Source organism: Pseudoalteromonas sp. NZS127_1 (assembly GCF_015864295.1).
GTDB lineage: Bacteria > Pseudomonadota > Gammaproteobacteria > Enterobacterales > Alteromonadaceae > Pseudoalteromonas > Pseudoalteromonas arctica.
Genome location: NZ_JADYXO010000018.1, coordinates 68,675 through 95,148, shown reverse-complemented (window position 1 = coordinate 95,148; position 26,474 = coordinate 68,675). Strand labels below are relative to the sequence as shown.

20 protein-coding genes and 1 pseudogene are annotated in these 26,474 nt (G+C 39.7%); 4 read left to right on the top strand and 17 right to left on the bottom strand.

What is annotated here, in order from left to right; genetic code table 11:
• Positions 1-143: pseudogene (locus I6F50_RS15500) on the top strand (IS4 family transposase); the annotation flags it as partial.
• Positions 144-177: 34 nt separating this feature from the next.
• On the opposite strand, the gene I6F50_RS15495 reads toward I6F50_RS15500, so the two are convergent.
• The 6 genes from I6F50_RS15495 to queA all read right to left on the bottom strand — a co-directional run bounded on the left by I6F50_RS15495 (position 178) and on the right by queA (position 6,853).
• Positions 178-987 (bottom strand): ABC transporter substrate-binding protein, encoded by an 810-nt coding sequence (locus tag I6F50_RS15495; protein WP_197176656.1) that lies wholly within the window; start codon positions 985-987, stop codon positions 178-180.
• Positions 988-1,313: 326 nt separating this feature from the next.
• Positions 1,314-2,261 carry a protein translocase subunit SecF gene (gene secF, locus I6F50_RS15490; protein WP_007586474.1) on the bottom strand — a complete coding sequence of 316 codons (948 nt, stop codon included), beginning with the start codon at positions 2,259-2,261 and terminating at the stop codon, positions 1,314-1,316.
• A gap of 9 nt (positions 2,262-2,270) precedes the next feature.
• Positions 2,271-4,130, bottom strand: coding sequence for a protein translocase subunit SecD (gene secD / locus I6F50_RS15485; RefSeq protein WP_007586473.1), 1,860 nt, complete (start codon positions 4,128-4,130; stop codon positions 2,271-2,273).
• 19 nt (positions 4,131-4,149) lie between these two features.
• Positions 4,150-4,485, bottom strand: a complete 336-nt coding sequence (gene yajC / locus I6F50_RS15480; RefSeq protein ID WP_007586472.1) for a preprotein translocase subunit YajC — start codon at positions 4,483-4,485, stop codon at positions 4,150-4,152.
• A gap of 25 nt (positions 4,486-4,510) precedes the next feature.
• The gene (gene tgt / locus I6F50_RS15475; RefSeq protein WP_007586471.1) at positions 4,511-5,638 is read right to left on the bottom strand and encodes a tRNA guanosine(34) transglycosylase Tgt; all 1,128 of its coding nucleotides are present in this window, start codon (positions 5,636-5,638) and stop codon (positions 4,511-4,513) included.
• Positions 5,639-5,821: 183 nt separating this feature from the next.
• Positions 5,822-6,853 carry a tRNA preQ1(34) S-adenosylmethionine ribosyltransferase-isomerase QueA gene (queA, locus tag I6F50_RS15470; RefSeq protein WP_010554380.1) on the bottom strand — a complete coding sequence of 344 codons (1,032 nt, stop codon included), beginning with the start codon at positions 6,851-6,853 and terminating at the stop codon, positions 5,822-5,824.
• 187 nt (positions 6,854-7,040) lie between these two features.
• On the opposite strand from queA, the gene I6F50_RS15465 reads away from it, so the two are divergent.
• Both I6F50_RS15465 and I6F50_RS15460 read left to right on the top strand, forming a co-directional pair.
• Positions 7,041-9,572: an EAL domain-containing protein gene (locus I6F50_RS15465; RefSeq protein WP_197176654.1), complete on the top strand. Its 2,532-nt coding sequence runs from the start codon at positions 7,041-7,043 to the stop codon at positions 9,570-9,572.
• Between the two features lie 180 nt (positions 9,573-9,752).
• Positions 9,753-9,965 carry a hypothetical protein gene (locus I6F50_RS15460; protein ID WP_002957835.1) on the top strand — a complete coding sequence of 71 codons (213 nt, stop codon included), beginning with the start codon at positions 9,753-9,755 and terminating at the stop codon, positions 9,963-9,965.
• A gap of 24 nt (positions 9,966-9,989) precedes the next feature.
• Here I6F50_RS15460 and I6F50_RS15455 read toward each other — a convergent pair whose 3' ends face one another.
• The 7 genes from I6F50_RS15455 to I6F50_RS15425 form a co-directional block, all read right to left on the bottom strand.
• Positions 9,990-10,910 (bottom strand): hydrogen peroxide-inducible genes activator, encoded by a 921-nt coding sequence (locus I6F50_RS15455; RefSeq protein ID WP_007586467.1) that lies wholly within the window; start codon positions 10,908-10,910, stop codon positions 9,990-9,992.
• 82 nt (positions 10,911-10,992) lie between these two features.
• Positions 10,993-12,261 carry an inorganic phosphate transporter gene (locus I6F50_RS15450; RefSeq protein WP_007586466.1) on the bottom strand — a complete coding sequence of 423 codons (1,269 nt, stop codon included), beginning with the start codon at positions 12,259-12,261 and terminating at the stop codon, positions 10,993-10,995.
• Positions 12,262-12,300: 39 nt separating this feature from the next.
• On the bottom strand, positions 12,301-12,978 hold the full coding sequence (locus I6F50_RS15445) for a TIGR00153 family protein (protein WP_002957838.1): 678 nt from the start codon (positions 12,976-12,978) through the stop codon (positions 12,301-12,303).
• A gap of 150 nt (positions 12,979-13,128) precedes the next feature.
• Positions 13,129-13,830, bottom strand: coding sequence for a phosphate signaling complex protein PhoU (gene phoU, locus I6F50_RS15440; protein WP_007586465.1), 702 nt, complete (start codon positions 13,828-13,830; stop codon positions 13,129-13,131).
• 46 nt (positions 13,831-13,876) lie between these two features.
• Entirely contained in the window at positions 13,877-14,704 is an 828-nt protein-coding gene (gene pstB / locus I6F50_RS15435; protein WP_007586464.1) for a phosphate ABC transporter ATP-binding protein PstB, read from the bottom strand.
• Between the two features lie 27 nt (positions 14,705-14,731).
• The gene (pstA, locus tag I6F50_RS15430; protein WP_007586463.1) at positions 14,732-16,381 is read right to left on the bottom strand and encodes a phosphate ABC transporter permease PstA; all 1,650 of its coding nucleotides are present in this window, start codon (positions 16,379-16,381) and stop codon (positions 14,732-14,734) included.
• Positions 16,382-16,396: 15 nt separating this feature from the next.
• Entirely contained in the window at positions 16,397-18,631 is a 2,235-nt protein-coding gene (locus I6F50_RS15425; RefSeq protein WP_165727118.1) for an ABC transporter permease subunit, read from the bottom strand.
• A 380-nt stretch (positions 18,632-19,011) separates the two neighbouring features.
• Here I6F50_RS15425 and I6F50_RS15420 point away from each other — a divergent pair, with 380 nt between their 5' ends.
• A complete protein-coding gene (locus tag I6F50_RS15420; RefSeq protein WP_165739583.1) occupies positions 19,012-19,518 on the top strand; it encodes a glycine cleavage system protein R in 507 nt (168 codons plus the stop codon).
• Positions 19,519-19,694: 176 nt separating this feature from the next.
• Here I6F50_RS15420 and I6F50_RS15415 read toward each other — a convergent pair whose 3' ends face one another.
• The 4 genes from I6F50_RS15415 to I6F50_RS15400 form a co-directional block, all read right to left on the bottom strand.
• Positions 19,695-20,150 (bottom strand): hypothetical protein, encoded by a 456-nt coding sequence (locus I6F50_RS15415; protein ID WP_007586459.1) that lies wholly within the window; start codon positions 20,148-20,150, stop codon positions 19,695-19,697.
• Positions 20,151-20,350: 200 nt separating this feature from the next.
• Positions 20,351-23,470: an efflux RND transporter permease subunit gene (locus I6F50_RS15410; protein ID WP_165739585.1), complete on the bottom strand. Its 3,120-nt coding sequence runs from the start codon at positions 23,468-23,470 to the stop codon at positions 20,351-20,353.
• An 8-nt stretch (positions 23,471-23,478) separates the two neighbouring features.
• Positions 23,479-25,026, bottom strand: coding sequence for an efflux RND transporter periplasmic adaptor subunit (locus I6F50_RS15405; protein ID WP_165739587.1), 1,548 nt, complete (start codon positions 25,024-25,026; stop codon positions 23,479-23,481).
• Positions 25,016-26,392 carry a TolC family protein gene (locus tag I6F50_RS15400; protein ID WP_165739589.1) on the bottom strand — a complete coding sequence of 459 codons (1,377 nt, stop codon included), beginning with the start codon at positions 26,390-26,392 and terminating at the stop codon, positions 25,016-25,018. Before I6F50_RS15400 ends, I6F50_RS15405 begins: the two co-directional genes overlap by 11 nt.
• Positions 26,393-26,474: the final 82 nt, after the last annotated feature.

Sequence of the window (26,474 nt, the reverse complement as noted above, 5' to 3'; positions counted from 1 at the left end):
CAATACACTGGCAGCACTTACTCAATACACTGGTCTTATTTAAGCTTCCAGCTAGACGAGAGGATAGAAGATATCCCCGATGGGTTAAGCCAAAACCATCTAAGTATCCCCATAAAAAGAAAAATGCCAGTCAGCTTAACTGACTGGCATTAGGAGCTCAGGCTCCTTTTTTTGTGTCTAAAAATAAGGGTTATCGAGCTTAATCTCTATCGTTTTGCCTTTTGTATAAGGTAGGGTATTTAAATCCTTTGCGAAGTATTCATTAAATAATGCATCAAACTCGCCGTTTTCTTGCATCACTATTAACCCCTCTTCAACAGCCTTTGCTAATTCAGGTTTACTCTTAGTCACAAAGTAATAAATACCGGTTGGATAACTTATATATAAATTAGGCACAATTACTAAATTACTTTGTTTGTTTTCAATAAGCTCAGAGTTAACCTCAATAAACGAGCGAGGAAAGTAATCTATTCGCCCACGGCTTGTTAAAGTGAACATGGCTTGGTAGTTAGTAAGCGGCCTTACATGTAAGCCGTTATACGACATGATTTTTGTATCTGGCCAGTTATGGCCTTGTACTGCTGAGAACTCTCCTAGCTGCTCAAGAGTTTTTACGTTTTTAAAACGTGCTACATTTTGTTTATTAGTGAGTAAAGCCCGCTTTCCTATGTAACCTTTAAACAGCGGTATTTTAATAGCTAAGGCAAGCGCCTCTCGCTCTGGACTGCTCATACTCCAATACATATCTAATTCGTTATCACCTAGGTTTATTAACTTACGCTTTTGCAGATCTGATATAGGGGTCATTCGGATAACACCGGGGTAGTTAACACTTTCAAGTGCACGTACCAGTAACTCATTGAGGTACTCTTCTCGTGCGTTTTGGGTATCTTGCTTTTGAGCTACATTAATTATTTGCTCTTGCGCCATAAGTGCAAAACTTATAAACAGACTTAACACACTAATAGAAAGTTTTATTGGCAACATAATAATTACCTACTTTATTTAAATTACCTATTTATTGGCTGAAAGGATAAGTGCTTCAGAGCCCCCTTTGAGCATATAAATAAATAGATAGATAACTTTAGCGATAACGCTTGGTTTATTTTAGCTTCAATGGCCTGTGCCTTAACCTGCAGCGATTTGTATATTATTGTAAAAAGGCCCTACCAATTCATACTACAAAGTTAGCACTGTTTTCGTAAGCTTGCACTGTTACATCCGCTAATGAAAACTTAGACGCCTGAATAATTAATAAATTGCAGGTATAAAAAAACCGCTCATAGGAGCGGTTTTTATTTAATGAGACTCTACTACGGCATTGCGTCTAGGTCTGCACCTTCTTTTTCAATTACTTCTGGTATTAAGTCTTCTTTGCTTACGCCCATTGCTATAGCAACAGAACTCGCAACATAAATCGAAGAATAAGTACCAATAAACACACCAAACAGCAATGCAGTTGCAAAGCCATGAATGGTTTGTCCGCCCCATGCAAACAAAGCAATCAATACTAAAATAGTCGTGATTGAGGTTACAAGTGTACGGTTAAGTGTTTGCGTAAGTGAAATATCAATAATTTCTACAGTATCGTCAATGCGCACTTTACGGAAGTTTTCACGAATACGGTCAGATACAACAATCGTATCGTTAAGTGAATAACCTATTACCGCAAGAATTGCCGCTAATATAGTTAAATCAAACTCTAAACCTAATATCGAAAATAAACCCACAGTAATAATAACATCGTGTAGTAGTGCACCTACCGCACCCACAGCAAAGCGCCATTCAAAACGAAATGCAACGTAGATTAAGATACAAATAAGTGCAGTTAACATGGCAAGGCCACCCTGCTCTTTTAAGTCTTCACCTACACTTGGGCCCACAAACTCAATACGGCGCATAACTACGCTGTCATCAGCTTTTTTAAGCGCATCGATTACTTGGTTACCAATTACTTCAGCTTTAACATCACTACCGCGCGGTGCTAAACGAACTAAAATCTCTTGGCTTGAACCAAATAGTTGTACTGATGCATCAGCAAAACCATTATCAGCTAGCGCAGCACGTACTTTTTTAAGGTCTGCTGGCTGTGAAAAACCAACTTCTACCGCAGTACCGCCGGTAAAATCTAAACCAAAATTTAGACCTTTAACAAAAACTGATGCAAACGACGCTAAAATTAATAACGTCGAAAAACCCATAGCCACTTTACGAAGAGACATGAAACGAAGGGTTCTACTACCCAAACTTAAAATTTGCATGTCAGCTCCTTAAATCGAAAGTTTATCAATACGTTTACCACCAACAAATAAGTTGATTACCGCACGGGTACCAACAATGGCTGTAAACATTGAAGTTAAAATACCAATCGCAAGTGTCACTGCAAAGCCCGCAATCGGACCTGTGCCTACTGCAAACAGTATAATGGCAGCGATTAACGTGGTGATGTTAGCATCAAATATAGTGCTAAATGCGCTATCGTAACCGAAATGAATCGCTTGTTGAGGGCTGCGGCCATCGGCCAGCTCTTCACGAATACGTTCAAAAATAAGTACGTTAGCATCAACTGCCATACCTACGGTTAATACAATACCTGCAATACCAGGTAGCGTAAGTGTCGCGCCTGGAATTAAAGACATAACACCAACAATCAGTACTAAGTTAGCCGCAAGCGCAAGGTTTGCAACCATACCAAAGCCTTTGTAGTACACAAGCATAAACACAAGTACAAACGCAAAACCAAGTGCAACCGCAGTCATACCCGCTTCAATATTTTCTTGACCTAAACTTGGACCTACAGTGCGCTCTTCAACAATTTGAATTGGTGCTACAAGCGCACCTGCACGAAGTAGCAAACTTAAGTTATGTGCTTCAGCTGGGTTATCGATACCTGTAATACGGAACGAGCGATCAAGACGTGCTTGAATTGTTGCTACGTTAATAACTTCTTCAACCTTAATAGGCGGAAGCGCTTTACCGTCTGCATCTTTTTTACCTGATGGCTTGTACTCAATAAATACCGTTGCCATACGCTTACCAATAGCACGCTTGGTAAAGGCATTCATTTTTGCCCCACCTTTGCTATCTAGCGTAATACTCACTTGCGGGCGTTGGTATTCATCAGCGCCAGATTGCGCGCCAGTTATATGGCTGCCTTCTAGAATAATACGCTTTTTAAGTACAACAGGGTAACCGTCGCGGCTCATGATCATTTCAGTACCCGCAGGGATACGACCTTGAGCAGCAGCGCTAATATCAGCGTTTTCGTCTACTTCACGAAATTCAAGTGTTGCTGTTGCGCCTAAAATTTCTTTAGCGCGTGCTGTGTCTTGAATACCAGGTAGTTGAACAATAATACGCTCAGCGCCTTGGCGTTGTACGTTAGGTTCTGCAACACCAATTTGGTTGATACGGTTACGAATAATCGTTTCATTTTGCTTGATAGCGTAGTCACGAATTTCTTTGAGTTTTTGCTCACTCATTGTCGCAAAAAATGCTTTATCGTTACTGCTGTCATCAATGTAGACATTTAGCGGGTAGCGAGTTTCTAAGAAGCTCTCTGCTGCATTTTTGTCTTCTTCAGTACGCATTTCTACACGCATACGATCGGAGCCTGCTACGCGGCGAACACTACGGTAACGTAGTTTTTCTTCGCGCAGGTCGCTACGAAAATCTTGTTCCATTTGCTCAAGCTGGTTATCAACCGCTGTTGCCATGTCGATTTCCATGGTGAAATGTACGCCACCACTTAAATCAAGACCTAGCTTCATAGGGTTACCACCAACCGCTTTTAACCAAGCTGGTTGAGCAGGTGCCATATTAATAGCAGAAATGTAATCGTCGCTCAGCGAATCACGCAGTAAATCATGCGCTTTAAGCTGTTCTTCAACATTTTTTAAACGAACTAAAATTTGCCCATCTTCAAGTATTGTCGATTTAGCGGTTACATTATTTTTTTCAAGGATTGCGTTTACTTTGTCTACAACACTGAGATCGACATCAGCGCCTTTAGCACCTGAAACTTGTATAGCCGGATCGCGACCATACAAGTTTGGAGAGGCATATAAAAGGCCAATGGCTACCACAGCTAAAACAAGTAAATACTTCCAAACTGGAAACTTGTTTAACACGGGGTCGTCCTTATTATTTTTATAGCGACTTCATTGTGCCTTTTGGCAATACTGCAGATACTGCAGATTTTTGTACTGTTACTTCTGCCTGCTCGTTTAAAGAGATAACGATGAAATCTTTCTCTTCAGAAATCTTCACAATTTTACCCACTAAACCGCCTTGGGTAAGTACTTCATCGCCTTTAGCCATCATACTCATTAAGCTTTTGTGCTCTTTAACGCGCTTAGCTTGCGGGCGGTAGATTAAAAAGTAAAAAACCAAACCGAAAATAGCTAACATTATTAGCATTTCCCAACCACCGCTTGCCGCAGGTTGACCAGCTGCTGCGTGTGCATTTGAAATAAATAAACTCATGATACTTCCTCTTTAATTTTAAAGTTTAATTTTTTATATCTACTAGCTCTGGCACGTCTTGGCCTCGGCGAGCATAAAAATCTTGTACAAATTCTTCTAATTTACCTTCGCTAATTGCATTACGTAAACCTTCCATAACACGTTGATAGTAACGTAAGTTATGAATTGTGTTTAGTCGCGCACCTAAAATTTCGTTACATTTATCAAGGTGATGCAAATAAGCTCGTGAATAGTTTCCACACGTATGACAATCACACTCAGGGTCAAGTGGCCCTGTGTCTGTTTTATGTACTGCGTTACGTATTTTTACTACACCCGTGGTAATGAATAAATGGCCGTTACGCGCATTACGTGTTGGCATAACACAGTCAAACATATCAATACCACGGCGAACAGACTCAACTAAATCCTCTGGCTTGCCTACACCCATAAGGTAGCGAGGTTTGTCTTCTGGCATTTTAAACGCACAATGATCAAGAATATTCATCATTTCGTTTTTAGGCTCGCCTACTGATAGACCACCTAATGCATAGCCATCAAAGCCAATTTCTTCTAAGCCTGCTTGCGATTGTGCACGTAATTCTGGGTACATACCACCTTGAATAATACCAAACAAAGCAGATGGATTGTCGCCATGCCCTTCTTTTGAGCGCTTAGCCCAACGAAGAGATAACTCCATAGAATCTTTAGCTTCTTTTTCAGTTGCTGGATATGGCGTACACTCGTCAAAAATCATAACGATGTCTGAGCCTAAGTCGCGCTGTACTTCCATCGACTTTTCAGGCGACATCATAATTTCATCACCATTTACTGGAGATTGGAATAACACGCCTTCTTCAGTGATTTTACGCATTGCGCCTAAGCTAAAGACTTGAAAGCCGCCTGAGTCAGTTAAAATTGGGAAATCCCAATTCATAAAGTCGTGTAAATCACCATGTTGCTTAATGATTTCAGTACCTGGACGAAGCATTAAATGAAAGGTATTACCTAAACATATTTGCGCACCAGTGGCTTTTACTTCATCTGGCGTCATACCTTTTACAGTACCGTAAGTACCAACAGGCATAAATGCAGGTGTTTCTATTACACCACGGTCAAAAATTAAGCGGCCGCGGCGCGCTTTTCCGTCAGTACAATCTAATTCAAATTTCATATCATCCTCAATGTCAGAAAAACAGTCCAACAAGCTATAATTTAACCGCTCGATTCTACCCTTTTTGCCTCATTAATACTATTAGCTGCGATAAATTCAGTTTTGCTTATTATGCTAAACAAAAACCCCAGCTTCGTTGCTGGGGTTTTTAGTGTTTTTTACTGAGTATTAAATAATAAATGGTTACTTACGTGTTAAAAACATCGCATCACCGTAACTAAAAAATCGGTATTTTTGTTCAATTGCCGTATTGTATGCACCCATAATATTGTCTTGTCCGCTAAAAGCGCTGACTAGCATTATAAGCGTTGATTCTGGTAAGTGAAAATTAGTGACCATGGCATCAACAACATTAAATTGGTAACCCGGAAAAATAAATATATCGGTATCACCAAAATACGTATCTAATTTGCCGCCGTGAACTTTAGCTGCCGACTCTAATGAGCGTACTGATGTTGTGCCAACCGCAATTACGCGCCCGCCACTTGCTTTGGTTTGTGCAACGGCAGCAACTACATCATCGGGTACTTCAATGTACTCGGAATGCATTACATGCTCATCAACACTATCCACTCGTACTGGCTGAAAAGTACCGGCGCCAACGTGCAAAGTAACAAAAGCCATGTTTACACCTTTATCTTTTAGTGCCGTCATTAACTTATCGTCAAAATGTAAGCCCGCTGTTGGCGCAGCAACTGCACCTGGCTTTTCTCCATAAACAGTTTGGTAACGTTCGCGATCAGCTTCGGTATCAGGTCGGTCAATATAAGGAGGCAGTGGCATATGACCAATATCATTAAGTATATCTAGCACGTTTTGGCTATGATCAAACTCAAGCTCAAATAATGTATCGTGGCGTGCAACCATTATTGCCTTGGCTTTGCCCTCTAGAATAACTTCGTTACCAACCTTAAGCGACTTGCTCGCGCGTACGTGCGCAAGTACGCGATGTTCATCTAGCACTCGCTCTACAAGCACCTCAACTTTGCCGCCAGAGGCTTTTTGACCAAACATACGTGCTGGAATTACGCGTGTATTGTTAAAGACTAACAAATCGCCTTCGTTTACTAAATCAAGTATGTCGCTAAACACTTTATGTTCTAGAGTTCCGCTTGGGCCATCTAAAGTAAGTAAACGGCTGCTAGTTCTGTCCGCTTTAGGAAAACGAGCTATTAATTCATCAGGTAAGTCAAAGCTAAAGTCAGCCACGCGCATAATTAGTAATCCACATCATTTAAAATCGCGCCAAGTGTATATGTATCGGGTATTAAGCTCAAGAAATCAGCCAAACTTATAATGTCTTGTTTGCGTGTTTCTCATTAAATTTTCTTGTTCTTATGGTTAAATGTCACTATTCTTGTTCGGCTGAATTATTATAAGTTACATTAGGGGTGTTCAACACGTGCCAAACCAGCTTAAATTGCTAATATTAAACGCAAGTAGTGCTGAACGTCGCGCGATTAAAGGCACTTTAGATAGCTTAAATGTATTTACCTTTATTGATGCGCAAGATAGCCAACAAGCTTTAAAGCTTTTAAAACAACACCCTGTTGATATTATAATAACGGGCATTAATGTTGGAAAAATTGACGGCTGGCGCTTTTCGAGGATGATCCGCTCAGGATTATTAAAAACACCAAAAAACACCCCAATTTTACTTATTCCGCCAATTTACTGTGAGCGTATTGCAGAAACAACAGCCCGAAGCTACGGGATAGATGCTGTACTGCCGTTTGAACATAAAGACATGCTCCCTCAAGTACTTGCGAATGTTTTATCTACTCACTTAGAAAAAAGTAGCCGGCTAAACTTATTATTATTAGAGCCACTTCAAAATACGGCCGACAAAATAAGTGAACAGTTAAAGTTAAACTTTGCTATTACTCACGTTACCTCAGCCAAAGCAGCACTAAACGCTTACAACCAACAGCAGTTTTCAATTGTGCTACTCGATGCCACTACATCAAGTGCAGAGAGCTCAAGTGTACTCGTTGAAGAAATCCTACAGCACAATTCTAAACAAGCTATTGTTACGATTATAGAAAGTGATGATGCTGATTACGCTGAGCAGCTTTTGCTGTCTGGTGTTACCGATTTTATTAGAGCCCCATACGACCCTTCATTTTTAAATAAAGTGTGTGACCACGCCGCACGACGTGAAGATTTTATGGTGAGTTATGCTGAGTTTGCTTACAAAGTAGAGCAGCTAAGCGTGAGCGAAGTGCGTTACAAAGAGTTATTTTCGGCTCATCAGCGTATTTTATTGCATTTGAATACGGTTGTTTTAGAGCTTGATCAGCAAGGGCATATTCGTTTTATTAACCCTGCATGGGAGACATTAAGCGGTTTTGGTGTTAAATCATCACTACAAACCCCACTAAGCGCTTATTGTAATAACGAAGATAAAGGAAGACTAAATTATACTATTAATGACATTTTACATGGTGGCGAACAACAGCAACAAATAGAAGTAAAGCTCACCCATAAAAATGGCAATTTAATTTGGGTCGAATGCAGATTACAGCTAATCAAAAATAGTCGTAATAACGCGACCATAACCGCCACTATCGACAACATACACGAACGTAAACAAGCAGAGATCCAACTACGTCATTTAGCACACCATGACCCATTAACTGGTTTACATAACCGTTATTACTTTGATCAACAGCTTAATAAAATATGCCAAGATAAATACACGTATGATGGCATAGAGCATGCTGTTATTTATATTGACCTCGATCACTTTAAAATAATAAACGACAGCAAAGGTCACCACCAAGGTGACATAGTATTAAAAGAAGTCGCGCAATTATTTAAAGCAAATATTGGCGAAGACCATTTGGTGTGCCGAATAGGCGGCGATGAGTTTGCAGTCATACTTACCGATATGAATTTACTGGATGCACACCTTATTGCTGAAGGTGTGTGCAGCGCAATAGAAAAACATGCTTTTAAATCAGAAGATCAGATATACACAATTAGCTGCTCTATCGGTTTAACTCAAATTACGATACAAAACAATGATCCTAATGAATGTTTAAAACAAGCCGATATTGCTTTGTATATTGCCAAAAATTTAGGGCGTAACTTAGTACATTGCTACTCAAAAGAGGACGCTCAAAACAATACGCTTCAAACTGGGCTTGAATGGGGTCACGAAATTCGACAAGCACTGCAGCAAGATAATATTGAACTGCATTACCAACCTATTTGGGATTTTAAAGAGTGTAAAGTTGCTTATTTTGAAGCGCTCTTACGCTTAAAACTCAAAGGTAAACTTGTGTACCCAAATCAATTTATTCCCTCTTTAGAGATGCTTAACGACACATTTTTGATGGATCAATGCGTTATACGTAATGCCGTTGCTTGTGTATCTAAGCACCCAGAGTTAAACCAAGTTGCTATTAATTTGTCAGCACAATCATTCTTAGATGAACGCTTATTGCCATTAATTGAATCAAACCTTGAAAAGTATAACGTGCCCCCTTCGCGGATAATTTTTGAAATAACTGAATCAGCAAGTATTAACAACTTAAAAGCGACTCGTAAAATGATTGAGAAGCTTAATAGCTTAGGCTGTCATTTTTCTATTGACGATTTTGGAACTGGCTTTAGTACATTTAACTATTTAAAGCAGCTTCCAGCACAGCATGTAAAAATTGATGGCTCATTTGTAAGCGACATGCTTAATGACCCTATAGACTTAGCGTTAGTAAAAGCAATAAATGATATTAGTCGGTCTCTCGATAAGCGCTCTGTAGCTGAGTACGTTGAAAACGAAGAGATATTTTTTGCACTAAAAGAGATAGGTGTTGATTATGGACAAGGCTACTTTATTGCACGCCCAATACCTGTTGAAAAAGTAAAAGATGAACTTGAAAAAATTTCAAAAAATAAAACGTTTTACCAACAACAAGCTAGCCCAAAATAAACAAAATTAAACAATTTGTTACTACCAATATTACCTTTCTTGCCTATACTTTCAGTATCAAATAAAAATGTCGTGCATTTTAACGTATTTCACTTTAAAAACATGACATTACCTTTTGGCGGCGTAGTACTGATATTTATAGTGGGTTTCAAAGCTATTTAAGCTTTTAAGGAGAAAGGTATGACACAGCTAGTTATGTTATTACTGATTATACATTTTGCAATCGCGTATCAGTGCTATCGTTACGCAAATATTAAAGGCTACCCAGTTAAGGTTTTTACTGTATTAGGTTGCGTGCCTTACTTTAACTTGGTGGTATGGATTTATTTACTATTTTTACCCGAACTTGAGCCTTTTGAAAGCCATCTTCAAAATCAAAAGCAGCCTTTATAGGCTGCTTTCATTCATTTCCTATTCTTATTTAGAAAAATCTAAACTACATTGGCGCTTTAAAAATATCTCAAGCTGTTGACTAAATAACTTAAAGTCGCGGATCCGCCCCGTAGTTTTACGCCACAATATGCCAATATCTCTATATGCATCGCTTTGTGATGGTGTTGCCACCATATTTTTATTATCTAAAATTCCGGCGTTAATCGCCATTTGTGGTAAAAAAGTCACCCCGAGCTGATGCTCAACCATACTCAATAATGTATGCAAGCTTGCTGCTTCAAATGGGTTAATACAACTAGCACGGTTTAAATGACATGCACTAAGCGCATGGCCTGTCATACAGTGCTCACGCTCGAGTAAGAATACGCTAGCCTCTGGTAATAGATTAAAGTCGACTACGCCCTTTGCAGCGCTGTAGTCCTTATGGTGCACTAAACTAAACTGATCTTTTGCCAATACTTGTGTATGAAATTTATCGGTTTCGTATGGCAGTGCAAGTAGCGCTAAATCAATATGCCCATGCTCAAGTTTATCCAGTAGCTTATCACTCGTATCTTCTATTAATACCAACTCTAAATCACAAAAGGTTTCTTTACAAAAGTGATACAGAGGAGCCGCTATAAAGCTAGCAATTGTAGGTATAACACCCACTGTTAATTTACCACTCAGTGGTGTTAAAAAGCTTTTAGTGAGTTCTTTTAAACTAATTGTATCGTTAATTATTTTACGAGAGCGCTCAACAACTTCTTCACCAATACTGGTAAACATAAGGCTGCGATTTTCGCGTTCAATAAGCTGGCAACCCAACGTTTCTTCAAGATTTTGAATAGCACTGCTTAAAGTAGATTGCCCTATAAAACAGGCACTGGCAGCTCTGCCAAAGTGCTGATGTTGATGAACAGCTAATAAATACTGTAGCTGTTTGATACTTGGAAGATTGGTCATTTTTTCTTTCCACAAATAAAAAGACCCCAACACCTAGGGCATTGAGATCTTTTCAAGCTAAAAGTCTTTGAGTACTTTTTTGTTAAACCCCAAATGCGGTTCTTAGTACGTAGAAAATAACAATAGCAAGGGCAGCGCCAACTGGCAATGTAATTACCCAAGAAACTACAATGTTTCTGATAACACCCATGTTAAGTGCACCAATTCCACGTGCCATACCTACACCTAATACTGCACCCACTAAGGTTTGAGTAGTAGAGATTGGCATACCAGTACCTGATGCAATAACAACGGTAGAAGCAGCGGCTAGTTCAGCAGCAAAACCACGGCTAGGCGTTAAATGTGTAATGCCTTCACCAATCGTTTTAATTACTTTTTTGCCCAAAATAGCAAGACCCGCAACAATACCGAAACCACCTAGAGGTAAAATCCACCAAGCAATAGCCGCTTTTTTAGCAATTTCACCATTGTTTTCAACAATATTTACAACAGCAGCTAGTGGACCGATTGCATTAGCAACATCGTTAGAACCATGTGCAAAGGCCATACAACATGCTGTTAATACCATAAGAACAGCAAACACTTTTTCAACATTGTTGAATTGCATTTGTTTATCTGCTTTTGGATCGATATTTAAACGAGAAATAGCAATTTTACCAATTATAGCAACGACAACTGCTACAGCTATTGCTAAGGCGTACCCTTCGGCTGCACCTAAATCAACACCAACATGCTTTAAGCCTTTTTTAATTGTGACCAAGGCCATTATAAAACCTGCTAAACCCATATAAAGTGGTACATAGCGTTTAGCATTTTTTAGTGGTGCATCTGTATTAAAAATAAGTTTTTGTGCACTCATAAATATTAAGTATGCAATAAAGCCTGATATGGCGGGCGTTATAATCCAACTACCAACAATACCACCTACTTTATCCCATTGAATCGCCTCAGTACCAACAGCAACTAACGCAAAACCAATGATTGCACCAATGATTGAGTGAGTCGTTGATACTGGCCAACCCAAGAACGAGGCCATTAATAACCAAGCACCCGCTGCAAATAAAGACGAAATCATACCCAGAACCATAAGTTCAGGAATGTCTGCAAATGGTGCGGCATCGATAATTCCTTTACGAATTGTTGATGTAACCTCACCACCTGCTAAGTAAGCGCCTGCAAATTCAAAAATCATCGCTATAAAAATAGCTTGTTTGATTGTTAGCGCTTTTGAACCTACAGATGTGCCCATGGCGTTCGCTACGTCGTTCGCGCCAATACCATAAGCCATAAAAAAGCCGACTGCTGCGGCAATTAAAATTAATACCGTGCCGTAAGATGCAATGATATCCATTGTAAAACCTTAATCTTTCGTGTTTGAACTGATTTTAAATTAACGAGCTAACATCAGCTCAAGACGTGATCCTACGCGCTCTGCAATATCTGCAAGCTCGCCAACCCATTCAATGATTTTGTACAAAAACATAACATCAATTGGATTTAACTCACCCTCTACATCACGTAGCTGGCGGCGTACTTTTATCTGCATTTCGTCCGTGTCTTGTTCTATGGCATCCAATTCAACTAACATTTTTTCTACTAAGGTGACTTCTCGACCTTTAAAACCCGTTTCTAGCAATTCTTCTAACTCGTTAATTGCTTTAGATGCTTGTTTAGTCGCATCTACACAACGGGTTAAGTAAGCTAAGAAATCAGCTTGCATAACTTTTGGAATGGTCATTTCACGACCAATCACTCGCCCTGCAATATCTTTTGCTTTATTGGCAATTTTATCTTGTTGAGTTACTAGTTCGAGAAGATCTGTACGCTCTACCGGCATGAATAAACCACGCGGTAATTGTAAACGTATATCTCTTTTCATATCATCAGCTTCACGTTCTAAATTGCGAATAGTGATGCGAAGCTCTTCTGCTTGTACCCACTCTTCTTTAAATACGTGATTAAAAAAAGGTATCAAAGCTTTACTTGCTTGATGAACCTTCTTGATGTGTTCTTCCATTGGTTTGATAGGAGATTTTGCAAATACTCCTAAAAACGCGTTTGTAGGCATAACTGACCCTTTAATCAAATTGATATGCTTTGCAGCATGAATTTTACAGTATTAACCAAGATTGTGAACGCTTTTTATTACTTCACTAAAGCTTGCAATACACAAAGCGACACTAAGCCGCTTTAATAGAAAAGCATGATGGGTAAAAAATCATAGTGATTTTTCTATATCTTCTTGAGATGTATGGCGAATATCTTTGCCATTAACAAAATAAATAATGTATTCAGCAATGTTCTGACAGCGATCACCAATACGCTCTAATGAGCGAACAGACCAGACTAAGTCCATGATTTTAGGTATTGAGCGTGGATCTTCCATCATGTAAGTCATTATTTGACGTGTGATGGCTTCATATTCGCGGTCAACCTTTGCATCTTCTTTATGTACTTGAAATGCACGTTGCACATCCATACGGGCAAATGCATCTAGTACGTCGTGTAGCATTTTTAAAACCTGGCGGCCCATATTTTCAATATTTACTAATAAATCTTGCTGATCTTTGGTAAATGAGTCTAGTGCAACTTTAGCAATTCGCTCAGCTTCATCGCCAATACGCTCTAAATCAGCAATTGTTTTAGCAATTGCAATCACTAAACGCAGGTCACTTGCTGCAGGCTGACGACGAGCAATAATACGCGTACACTCTTCATCAATGCTTACTTCCATTGCATTCACTTTATAATCGTTCTGACGTACCTTTTGAGCAAGCTCTGCATCGTTACGACTCACCGCATCAAGCGCACTATTTAACTGCTGCTCAACTAAGCCACCCATACTTAATACATGATTACGTACATTTTCTAGTTCTTGGTTAAAACGCCCAGAAATATGTTTATTAATATTATGTTCCATAGTTACCTTCTCTCTTAATCTTGCACAACACGCTACAACGGGCTAATTAACCGTAACGACCGGTAATATAATCTTCGGTCTTTTTCTTCGTTGGTGTAGTAAATAAGGTATTTGTGTCTGAGTACTCAATCAATTCGCCCATATACATAAAGGCTGTTTGATCAGATACTCGTGCTGCTTGTTGCATGTTATGTGTAACAATAACAACGGTAAATTGGTTTTTTAAATCGTTTATTAGCTCTTCTATTACCAAAGTAGAAATAGGGTCAAGTGCTGATGTAGGTTCATCTAATAAAAGAACTTCTGGCTCAATTGCAATTGAGCGAGCAATAACTAAACGCTGTTGCTGACCACCCGATAAGCCAAACGCGCTATCGTGTAATCTATCTTTTACTTCATCCCATAAAGCAGCACCACGAAGTGATTGCTCTACCACTTCGTCTAACTTACGCTTCTCTTTAATGCCTTGTAAGCGTAGGCCATAAACCACATTTTCATAAATTGATTTAGGAAATGGGTTAGGACGCTGAAACACCATACCTACATTACGACGAAGTGCTGCTACATCTACGCTCTTATCGTAAATATTTTGACCGTGAAGTAATATTTCACCTTCAATACGACAAATATCAACCAAATCGTTCATGCGGTTAATACAACGTAATAGAGTTGATTTACCACAGCCCGATGGTCCAATAAACGCAGTTACTTGGCCTTTTGGAATGTTCATATTTACTTTATTAAGCGCTTGCTTATCACCGTAGTAAAGATCGAGATCTTTAATCTCTAGCGCTTTTTGGTCATCCGTTAAATTTTCTAGGTCTAACTTCTGGCCTATATTAGCTTGGTTTACTTTTGGAGCGACTGTAATCATTTTTGTTACCTATAAAATCTTTACTAATTAGTGTTCAAGCGATCTGTACTTTTCACGTAAATGGTTACGTATACCAATGGCCGTTATGTTTAGGGTAATAATCACCGACACCAATAAAAAAGCCGTTGCGTATACCAGCGGGCGTGCCGCTTCAACATTAGGGCTTTGGAAGCCAACATCGTATATATGAAAGCCTAAGTGCATGAACTTTCTATCTAAGTGAAAATATGGGAAGTTGCCATCAAGTGGTAATGTAGGAGCCATTTTTACAACGCCTACTAGCATTAACGGTGCAACTTCACCTGCAGCACGCGCAACTGCCAGTATTAAACCTGTCATAATTGCAGGGCTTGCCATTGGAATAATTATGCGCCATAACGTTTCAACTTTTGTTGCGCCAAGCGCTAGTGAACCATCACGTACGGTACTTGGAATACGAGATAAACCTTCTTCAGTCGATACAATAACAACTGGCAGCGTTAGTATAGCGAGCGTTAATGCCGACCACATTACACCTGGCGTACCAAATACTGGCGTTGGCGACGATTCTGGATAAAATAATTGGTCTAAGCTACCACCTAACATGTATACAAAAAAGCCGAGGCCAAATACACCGTATACAATTGAAGGAACACCGGCCAAGTTAATCACTGCGATACGAATCATTTTAGTGATTGCATTTTTTGCGGCGTACTCGTGTAAGTAAATTGCAGCAACAACGCCAAACGGCGTCACAATTACAGCCATCAGCATAACCATAAATACAGTACCAAATATAGCAGGGAAAACACCGCCTTCTGTATTTGCTTCACGTGGATCATCGGATACAAACTTACCTAGTTGCACAAAGTAGTGGCCTAGCTTTGCAAAAAAGCCCATATCGTTTGGAAACCAAACATCAAGTACTTGATACATAGGAATTGTAACAACTTCACCGCGCATATCTTTTACAGTTACGTGGTCACGTTTAGCTTGTTTGCGTAGTGCAAATAAATCTTTTTCAAGTACACCATACTCTGCACGTAATTCAGCACGTGCTTGAGCAAGCTCAGCAACACGCTCATCAGTGAGAGCGTTATCAAGTAAGTAGCCTTTTTCTTTTAAACGTAAGCGTTCAAGTGCGTAGTTAATATGCCCAATGTCACCATTTTGCAAATCAAGTGCTTCGTCATTTAAATCAACCGCACGCTCTACAAGCTCATGTAGCGCTTCTATTTTATCGCCATTAACCGGTTGACCGTCTTTAATAACGTTTTGCACATAACCATAAAAGTTACCGTTTTTACTACGCTCAAATACTGCAAGCGCCGCTGGTGCTGTTTTATTTGTTATGTCGGTTTCTAATATCCAACGAAAATCTAAATCTACATATTCGCGGTTACCTGTTTTAATAAGTAAGCGCTCTATTTCTTCTTTTTCAAACCCGCTAACATCAATACCTGTCGCGGCTAAACGCGTTTTTGGTACTAATTCACGATCGTAAACTTCGCCAATAACGGTTTGCTTTGCAATCGACCCTTCAAGTTCAAACTGTACAACTTCTGAAGGCCAGAAAAAGCTTAACCCTTTCCAGGCTATCATTGCCAATAAGCCTAAAACTGAAATCAAACTGATGCTCACTGCACCACCGGTCATCCAAATCCAAGGAGAACCAGACTTAAACCACTGCTTTACCATGTCATGTCTCTCCGCTTACATTGAGCTGTATTTTTCACGCAGTTGCTGGCGAACAAACTCAGCGACTGTGTTAAAAATGAATGTGAATATGAATAATACAAAGGCTGCTAAGAATAATATTCTATAGTGCGAACTACCTACTTCTGACTCTGGCATTTCAACTGCAATATTTGCTGCAAGCGTACGCATACCTTGGAAAATGCTCCAATCCATAATCGGTGTATTACCGGTTGCCATAAGTACAATCATGGTTTCACCAACTGCTCGGCCAAGTCCCATCATTACCGCAGAGAAAATACCTGGACTTGCTGTTAGTAATACAACACGTATTAGTGTTTGCCACTGCGTCGCACCTAATGCTAATGAGCCATTTGATAAATGCTTTGGAACACTAAATACCGCGTCTTCTGCAATTGAGAATATAGTAGGAATAACCGCAAAACCCATCGCAATACCTACAACAAGCGAGTTACGTTGATCGAATGTCATACCTAGCTCATTTGTTAAGTACTGACGTACATTGCCGTCAAACATCCAAAGTTCAACAAATTCGCTCATAGCAAACGAAAACCAACCAATAAGTAAAACGACCGGAATAAGGATGATTGAATGCGAACCATCAGGAATTCTATGGCGTATTTTTGTTGGTAATTTAGTCCAGGCTAAACCTGTCGCTAACATACCTAAAGGTAATAATATGAGTAACCCAACAATGGCAGGTAAGTGCTCTTCTATTAATGGGGCTAACCAAAGACCCGCTAAAAAACCTAAAATAACGGTTGGTAATGCTTCCATTATTTCAACGGTAGGCTTAACCACTTTACGTAATTTGCTCGACATAAAGTATGCCGTGTAAATAGCCGCCGAAAGCGCGATTGGTACAGCAAACAACATCGCATAAAGTGCTGCTTTTAATGTACCGAACGAAATTGGCACAAGTGAAAACTTAGATTCAAAGTCGTCACTGGCTGATGTTGACTGCCAAATATAACCTGGCTCTGGGTAACCTTCGTACCACACTTCTTGCCAAAGTGCTGACCACGTAACTTCTGGGTGCTCGTTATGAATGTCTAATACTGTTAGCTTATTATCCGCTAAAATTAACGCAGCATTTGAACGTGGTGCAATTGCAAAGTTTTCTATTGCGCCTTCACTTACTTTCCCCTGCCAAAGTTTTGCTTCGCTGGTTGTGTAGTACACGCCTAGCTCACCATTATTGCCGGTAGTAAAAAAAGTACGACGGTAAAACTCAGTAAATACATTTAATTTACTTTGCTTAGTTGTTTCAAATGAGCGAATTTTTTGATATTCACGGCCTGTGTCAGTGTTTACTTCAAACCACTGCGAAACCTCACCGTTATCATTAGCAAGCATGAGTGAGTTTGCGCCCGCTAGCAGTTGTGCAGATACAATATTTGCATTTTCTTCGTTAGCCGAAAGCAACTGAATTTGCTCTACATCACTTGGGTCACGCGTATCGTATACATACACTTGATTAGCAGAACGTACAAAAGTACGTGTTGTATCTGGCGACATTAATAATTCGTCTACACGTCCATTAACATCAAGTTCTGTACGCTCAACAACCCACTCTACTTCACCGGTAAACATATTCTCTTCAGCAATAAAGCTGCTAAATAATACACGCTTATCTTCTGTAAGAGCTACAACCGCTGTTTTGTCTTCATAGTGACTAAATGCAAAGCGTTTAATAGCTGCACCTTGTTCATCTACTTCTAAAGCCATTTCCCCTAGAGGAAAACCTAAGCGAGGTGTTAATTTACGCTCGTTATTTGGAAAGGTAACTAAAAATTTAGGTGCAACAACCATTACGGTGCCATCTTCTAAACCAAACGCATAATGCCCTTGAAAAGGCGCGCTTGTTGCAAAGCTTGTTGCATCACTTGGTAGCTCGGCGTTTAATGTTTTAAGCTTTTTACCAAAGCTGCCATCTTGCACACTGTAAAAATCAACCTGACCTTGCTGACTGAGTAAATAAGCAACTTCAGTTTGCTCTTCTACACCTAAGCCTGCTATTTGCTGTGAATTAGCAACATGAAAGCTATCGCGTTTTTCTACTTTTGCTGATTCAAAAATTGGCTGTACTACATAAAGAAGGTAAAAGAATATTAATAGCAGTGCTACCAATACCATTATCCCACCTGCGGTTATGCCAAACTTGGCAAACCGATCTTTAAATAGACGGCTTCGATCCGTATTAAAAGTCGGCTTATTCGGATTTGAAGTCATCAAAACACCCTTAAATCTTAACGTTGCATAAATTATATTTCATCAAGATGACAGTAATGTTACAGCAGTAATAATAAGCACTCTAAAACAGCTTTAAATAAAACTAACGAGGGAAAAGTCTAAATTAGCTTCAAATAGGTGATTTATAAGTGAACTAAATTATAAAATAATTGGACAAAGTATTTATCGAGGTCAATACTAAAAGAGTACTTAGTAAATAATAATGACTATTAATACTGCGTATAGTCAACACAACTATATTCATTTTTTTAATTTATAATCAAAGATTTATAAAAAGTGCAACAACACACAATTTAAATTAGACAACATACTTAATGCCTATGCATTTACTTTCTTTGGGCTTAAAAAGAGAATTATTTATGAAGCAGTTGGTTATAACTATTTTAGGGAAAGATCGCCCTGGTTTAGTAGAGAGCATCTCATCAGTCGTATTACAAAATCATGGCAACTGGCTTAGTAGTAACTTAAGCCATTTATTAGGTCATTTTGCAGGTATTATTCAACTTGAAGTTGCTGAGGAGCATTTTCAATCATTACAAAGTGCTTTAAATAAGTTACCTAAATTAGACGTTCGTATTGAAACCGGAAACACAGAGATTGAACCATCAACACTAGAGCAAATTAATCTAGTTATAACAGGTAACGACCGTCCTGGTATTGTTCAAGAACTGGCAAGTATAATACGTCATAAAGGCGCTAATATTACTCACTTAAATTCAAGACAACAAAGCGCACCTAATTGGGGAGTGCCTATTTTTAGCGCTGTTGCTACCGTTACTCTGCCAAATGGTATGGATAAAGACGAAGTTATTGAAGCATTGGAATCAATTACAAGTGATTTGATTGTAGATACGGAAGAAGTTTAACCTCCATTTATGCGTGCCATACAACTGACACGCATACCATTTTAGTCCATCAAAATGCTCTGCAGATTATTTAACGCAGACATAAAATAAGCCGATGCAAGCATCAGCTATTTTAAATAATCACCTTAAAGCTAATAAGAGCGAGATAAACTCAGTAATCCCGCTCTTTTATAAAGCTACATATCCATATGACGATTAGTACTTTGCATCATTTGCTTTATACCTTGCTTTTCAAGCTCTAGTATTTGTTGAAGCTTTTCTTGCCCACTTTCGGTTTCGGCGCGTTCAAGTAAGTATTCATATAACTCAATCACTTTTTGATGTTGCTGTGCTAAATACCCTTGAATGACTTCTTCATCGAATTGCTGATCTTTACTAATGTCTTCAAAAGTAATTAGCTCAGGATTTTTAGCAAAGTATTCATAACTGTACGTATCGAGCGTATTTATTTCGGTTATCGCTTTAAACCCGACTAAATCTTCGGCGAGTTTTTTTTCGTAATTTAGGTAGTAGTCCACCAGCATTGCATTATGTTCATCGAGTAAATCCTTTACGCTATAAAAATTAGCCGCCATTTGCGTATGAAACAAAACGGTCCAATCGTATACCTCTTTAATTGTTTTAACTTGCATGTGCATTCCTTACTTAGTTGACTGTATAGGTAATACACTGCGTAAAGCGTGCCAATTAAAAAGCTATTTAAAAACAGTTAGTTAATTTAAATATTAGTAATAACTAGCTATTTAATAGAACAACTTACAAATTATAGGTAATTTTTATAGAGCAATGCATGGGTAGTAACAGCATTGCTCTATAGTCTTGTTGTTTTATATTATTTAAGTCCTTGTTTGCGCCATAGTAGGTAAACCGCAGGAATAACAAGTAAGGTGAGTACAATTGCACTGCCCATACCGCCAACCATAGGCGCTGCTATTCGGCTCATTACTTCGCTTCCGGTGCCCGTGCCATAAAGTACAGGTAATAAACCGATAATAATTGTCGCGACAGTCATCATAACCGGGCGTACTCGAAGCCCTGCTCCTTCAATGATAGCTTGCTGTAATTGCACTAAGCTAAGCGGTTTTCCGGCTTGCTCTGCTTCGAGGCACTTTTCTTGATAGGCTTGGTTTAAATACACCAACATAATGACCCCTATTTCTACCGCAACACCGGCTAAGGCAATAAAGCCTACACCTACTGCAACTGAAAAGTTAAAGCCCTCTAAATACATTAGCCATACGCCACCAATCATTGCCAGTGGCAACGTAGCCATAATAATAGTGACCTCAGCAAAGCTTCTAAAATTAAGGTAAAGCAATACAATAATAATCGCTAATGTAAGTGGTAATACATAAGTCAGTTTTTCTTTAGCGCGCTGCATGTATTCATACTGCCCAGCCCACGTAATTGAGTAGCCAGCAGGTAGTATTAGGTCTTTATCGAGCACTTGCTGAGCGTGCTCAACGTAAGTACCAATATCAACGCCATCTATATCAATAAAACTCCAACCGTTTAAACGTGCATTTTCGCTTTTTATACCAGGCGGTCCATCTTCAATAAATACATCGGCTACATCACCAAGTGCTATACGCTGCCCTGTAGGAGTTACAATAGGTAACAGCATTAACTCTTCTGGCGAGTCTCTGTATGCTTGCGGATAACGTAAATTAACAGGATAACGCTCTTGCCCTTCTACCGTTTGTGTTACGTTTGTACCACCTATTGCAGTAGATACAACTTGCTGTACGTCGCTAATGTTTAAGCTATAACGCGCGGCTTTTTCACGATTTATATCTACTTTTATATAACGTCCACCGGCTACTCGCTCTGAGTAAACCGATGCGGTGCCTTGCACATCTTTTAATAGCACTTCTATTTGCTGACCAATTTTTTGAATTTCACTCAACTTTGGTCCCGCAACTTTAATGCCCACGGGAGTTTTAATACCGGTTGCGAGCATATCAATGCGTGTTTTAATTGGCATTACCCACGCATTAGTTAGCCCTGGAAACTTAACCAAACCGTCGAGTTCTTTTTTAAGTTTTTCAAGAGTCATACCCTCGCGCCATTCGTCTTTTGGTTTTAACTGAATAAACGTCTCTATCATTGTAAGCGGCGCAGGATCTGTTGCAGTTTCTGCTCGCCCAACTTTACCAAATACTGTTTTAACCTCGGGTACTGTGGCAATTAACTTGTCGGTTTGCTGTAGTATTTCGCGCGCTTTACCTACCGATAAACCAGGATACGTTGTGGGCATATACATTAAATCGCCCTCATCGAGTGGCGGAATAAATTCACTGCCTATTTTATTTACCGGGTAAAAGCCAATAACAGAAACAACCACCGCGAGTACCAATGTCATTTTTGGAAATTTAAGCACCCAGTTAAGTAGTGGACGATACGCTGCGACGAGTAATCGGTTAACTGGATTTTTTTGCTCCGAAATGACTTTACCTCTAATAAAGTAACCCATTAATACCGGCACTAAGGTAATCGCAAGCCCAGCAGACGCTGCCATAGCATAGGTTTTAGTGTAAGCGAGTGGCGCAAACATACGTCCTTCTTGCGCTTCTAAAATAAATACCGGCATAAAGCTGACGGTAATAATTAATAAACTAAAAAATAATGCAGGACCCACTTCACTCGCCGATTTAGCCACAACTTCCCAGCGGTTTTCGTTGGTAAGGGGCGTTTTTTCCATATGTTTATGCATATTTTCAATCATGACGATAGCACCGTCAGTCATTGCCCCTATGGCTATTGCAATTCCTCCTAAAGACATAATATTGGCGTTAATCCCCTGCCAATACATAATTATAAATGCCGTTAAAATCCCAAGCGGTAACGTAATAATCGCCACCAGCGATGAGCGCACATGAAACAAAAACACCACACACACTAAGGCAACTACAATAAGCTCTTCAATTAGCTTACTTGTTAAATTATCTACCGCGTTATTTATTAAGTTGGAGCGATCGTACACAGGGACTATTTCAACACCCTCTGGCAATCCCTTTTTAAGCGATTCTAATTTTGCTTTTACGAGCTCAATGGTTTTTTGTGCATTTTCGCCATAGCGCATAATAACAATGCCGCCGGTTACCTCACCTTCGCCATTTAGCTCTGCTACACCACGGCGCATTTGCGGTCCGACTCGAATATCAGCTACATCACGCAATTGCAGCGCAGTACCATTAGCGTTTACGCCAAGCGGAATGGCTTCCAAGTCGGTAACACTCTTAATGTAGCCGGTGCTTGTTACCATGTATTCTGCTTCAGCCATTTCAACTACTGAGGCGCCCATCTCTTGGTTGCCTTGTTGAATAGCCGTTTGAATGAGACTAAGCGGAATACCATATGCGCGTAATTTATCAGGCTCTACATTGACTTGATATTGCTTAACCATGCCACCAACAGCAGCCACTTCAGATACACCGGGCACAGTTTGTAGCTCAAACTTTAAAAACCAATCTTGTAAGCTTCGTAGCTGACTAATATCGTGTTTATTTGTTTTATCAACTAGTGCGTATAAATAAATCCAACCTACGCCGGTTGCATCAGGGCCAAGCTCTGGCGTAGCGCTATCGGGTAATCTACTTGCTACTTGGCTTAGGTATTCTTGTACTCGGCTACGCGCCCAATACAAATCGGTTTTTTCGTCAAAAATAACGTAAACGTACGAGTCACCAAAAAACGAAAAACCCCTTACAGTTTGTGCACCCGGCACAGAAAGCATTGCTGTGGTGAGCGGAAATGTAACTTGGTCTTGCACTACTTGCGGCGCTTGCCCCGGATAAGTGGTTTTTATAATGACCTGAACATCAGATAAGTCAGGCAAGGCATCCACGGGAGTATTTTTTACCGCAAACAATCCTCCACCCAGTAAAATTAATGTAAGCAACAACACAAAAAAGCGATTGCTAACAGACCAGCGAATAATGGCAGTTATCATAATGGCTCCTAGTGAGAACTATGTTGCATAGTAGAATGATCAATCGGCTCTGCGTTTTGCGCTTTAGTAATTACAAATTCATCGTTAATAATGCTAAAAGTAAAATTAATATACTGGGCATTTTCAAACTGACTAATATCAATATCTGGCGCTAATACAAAGTCCATTGTGGCGGGTTCTCGATTCCATTTTTCAATGGCTTCTCGGCTAATATTAATAATGCGATTTTGTATATCTATGGCATTAATAGTGCCGTTAATCGTGGCGTTTTGTGGCTGCATATCCATGTTCATATTCGAGCCTGAAACAGAACTCATACCTGAGCTAATACTAGAACTAGGCATTTCCATTCGTTTAAAGTCGGAGCTTTTACTCGATTCAGAGTCTATTAAAAATTGCGCTGAAGTAACTACCGTGTCACCTGTCATTACACCTGACAAAATGACCGCTTCATTACTATTAATTTGCCCAACTTCAACTTCTACCGATTTAAAACGCCCCTCACCTAATGCAATAACCACACGGTTTTGATGCTGCGTGCGGATTACCGCTTCTTTAGGGACTGTAAATTGCGCCTTACTCGCTTTAGCGTGAATGCTCACTTGTGCAAACATATTTGGTTTTAACCGATGATCTACATTTTCAAACCTAAGCCTTACACGCAGAGTCCGGTTTTTAGCATCAAGCGCGGGGTAAATATAATCAACCTTACCTTCCCACTTTTGACCTTTTAAGTAATCAAGCGTCATTGTAACGGGCAAACCAACGCTCACTTGTTCTGATTGGCGCTCGAACACTTCTGCCTCTACCCAAATTTCATCAAGCTGGGCAATACTCATCATTGATGTGCCTGGTTTAACGTAAAAGCCTTCTCGTACTGTTAGCTCATCTACCACACCATTTTGCTTTGCGTAAAAAGTAATATTTTGCATTATCTTTTTATTTTTTTGTAAGCGCTCGATAAATCCATCAGACACATTTAACGACTCTAAACGCGCCTTTGCAGCGCGAATTAACACGGTATTATTACGATTAACTGCCAATAAAAGCTCTTCCTGTGCGTTCACCAATTGTGGTGAATACAATGTATATAAAGGCTCACCGGCTTTAACTTCTGCGCCTTGTGCTTTAACATATAAACTTTCAATCCAGCCTTCTACACGCGGATGAATGTGAATAAGTTGGTCTTGGTTATATTGCACATAACCCACAGTATTTATATCGCTGTGAAGTGTTTTAAGCTGCACTTTGGCAGTTCTTACACCAAAGTTATTAACTACTGCAGGCGAAATAGTTACAGCACCTGGTCCATCCTGAGCGTTGCTAGCGTTTTCATACACAGGTACTAAATCCATTCCCATTGGCGAAAGCCCTGGCGCGTCACGCCTGTAATTACTATCCATAGGGGCTACCCAATATAAGGGCTGTTTGTCAGCGCTTTGTTGTTCATTCATTGCCGAGTTGCTAGGTAAAAACTGCATTACTAAGCCGCCTATTAACCCAAAGGCGCCTGCGCCAACTAAGGCGGCAACAAGTAACTTTAAATTAGTATTCATTGTGTAATTCTCCAGTTTGCTCGCTCATTACTTGGGGGTCTAAGCTACTTGCATAATAATTAAGGCGGGCGGTAATAATATGTTGATCTACTTGAATATTCAGTGCATCAATTTTGGCGTTAAGTTCACTAATGCGCGCGCGCATCACGTCAGAAAAATCTCCGTCGTCGCGTGTATAAGCATTTAGTGTTGCCTGAGATTGCTCTGACATTTGCGGTAATAACGTATTTTGATAAAGCGCATCGCGTTTTTGCAAACGAGCGAGTTGGCTAAACTCCTTAAAGTACATGCCTTTGAGTTTTTGAAGCGCCACCAGCTTTTGTGTTTTAGTAGCTTCTGCACTAGCAATAGCCGATTTAACCTGTTGATCTTGTCTGTTATCAGTAAACAATGGCAAATCAATACTAAACCCCACAGAGAGTAAATCAGCTCGCGACTCACCCATCGGGGTATCATCTCGGTAACCATAACCCACATTAACGCCCATTTGAGGTTTGTAGCTTTGCTTAGCGAGCGCAACTTCGGTTTGCTTTGCCGTTACGGTTTTATCTATCGCAATAATTGCGGGATGCACCATAAGCAACTGTATTAGCTCATCAAATTCAAGGCTCGCAAAATCAACCAGCCCTGTGGTTTTAGTAAACTCAGTATTTAAAGGCTGCATAAGCATATTCATAGGTAACCACTGTGCTAAACGGTTTTTAGCACTTTCAAATTGCTGCTCAAGCATAACCAGCTTATCTTCAAGACGGGTGAGCTCTAATTGCGCACGAATAATATCTTGCTGACGTGTTTTACCTAAGGTGCTTGCGTAGCTTGCTTCGGTAATGTCAATAAGTTGAGTAAATAGCCCTTTATCTTGCTCAATTAAAGCAATACTTCGCTGAGCACGATACGCGTTTAACCACGACTCAATCACAATTGCTTTTACTTGTGCTAAGCGATCGGCGCGCTGCCAAGGGTATTGTTGAGCAGACTGTGCTAATGCTTTTTGTCTAAGCGCTAAACTATTCCCTCGGCTAAACTTTTGGCTCAAATCAACTTTAAGCTGCGTCATCCCTTCTTGATCAAACGCATAACCGTTAGTAGGTAAGTTGAGTAAGCCAACCGTTAAAACAGGATCGGGTAAGGTGCCTGCAGCAATGCTTTGCGCTATTGCTGCATCTTCTTGGTAGCCACTCGCTTTTAGCCATGGCTCATGCGTTAGCGCATAATTAAGCGCTTGCGTTAAGCTAAGCGTTTGCTCATTACTAGTTTGCTTTAGTATTTCGGTATTTAGGTTATTTTGATTGTTTTGCGCATTCACAGCGGTGCTAAATAACACAACACTACATAATACGACTTTAATACTTACAGCGTGGTTCATCATCTGCTCCATCTAAAAATAAAAGAAAATCTTAAATTAGGAAGCAAAAAAGGTGTTTAGGAGTTTTACAAAAACCTTTTAT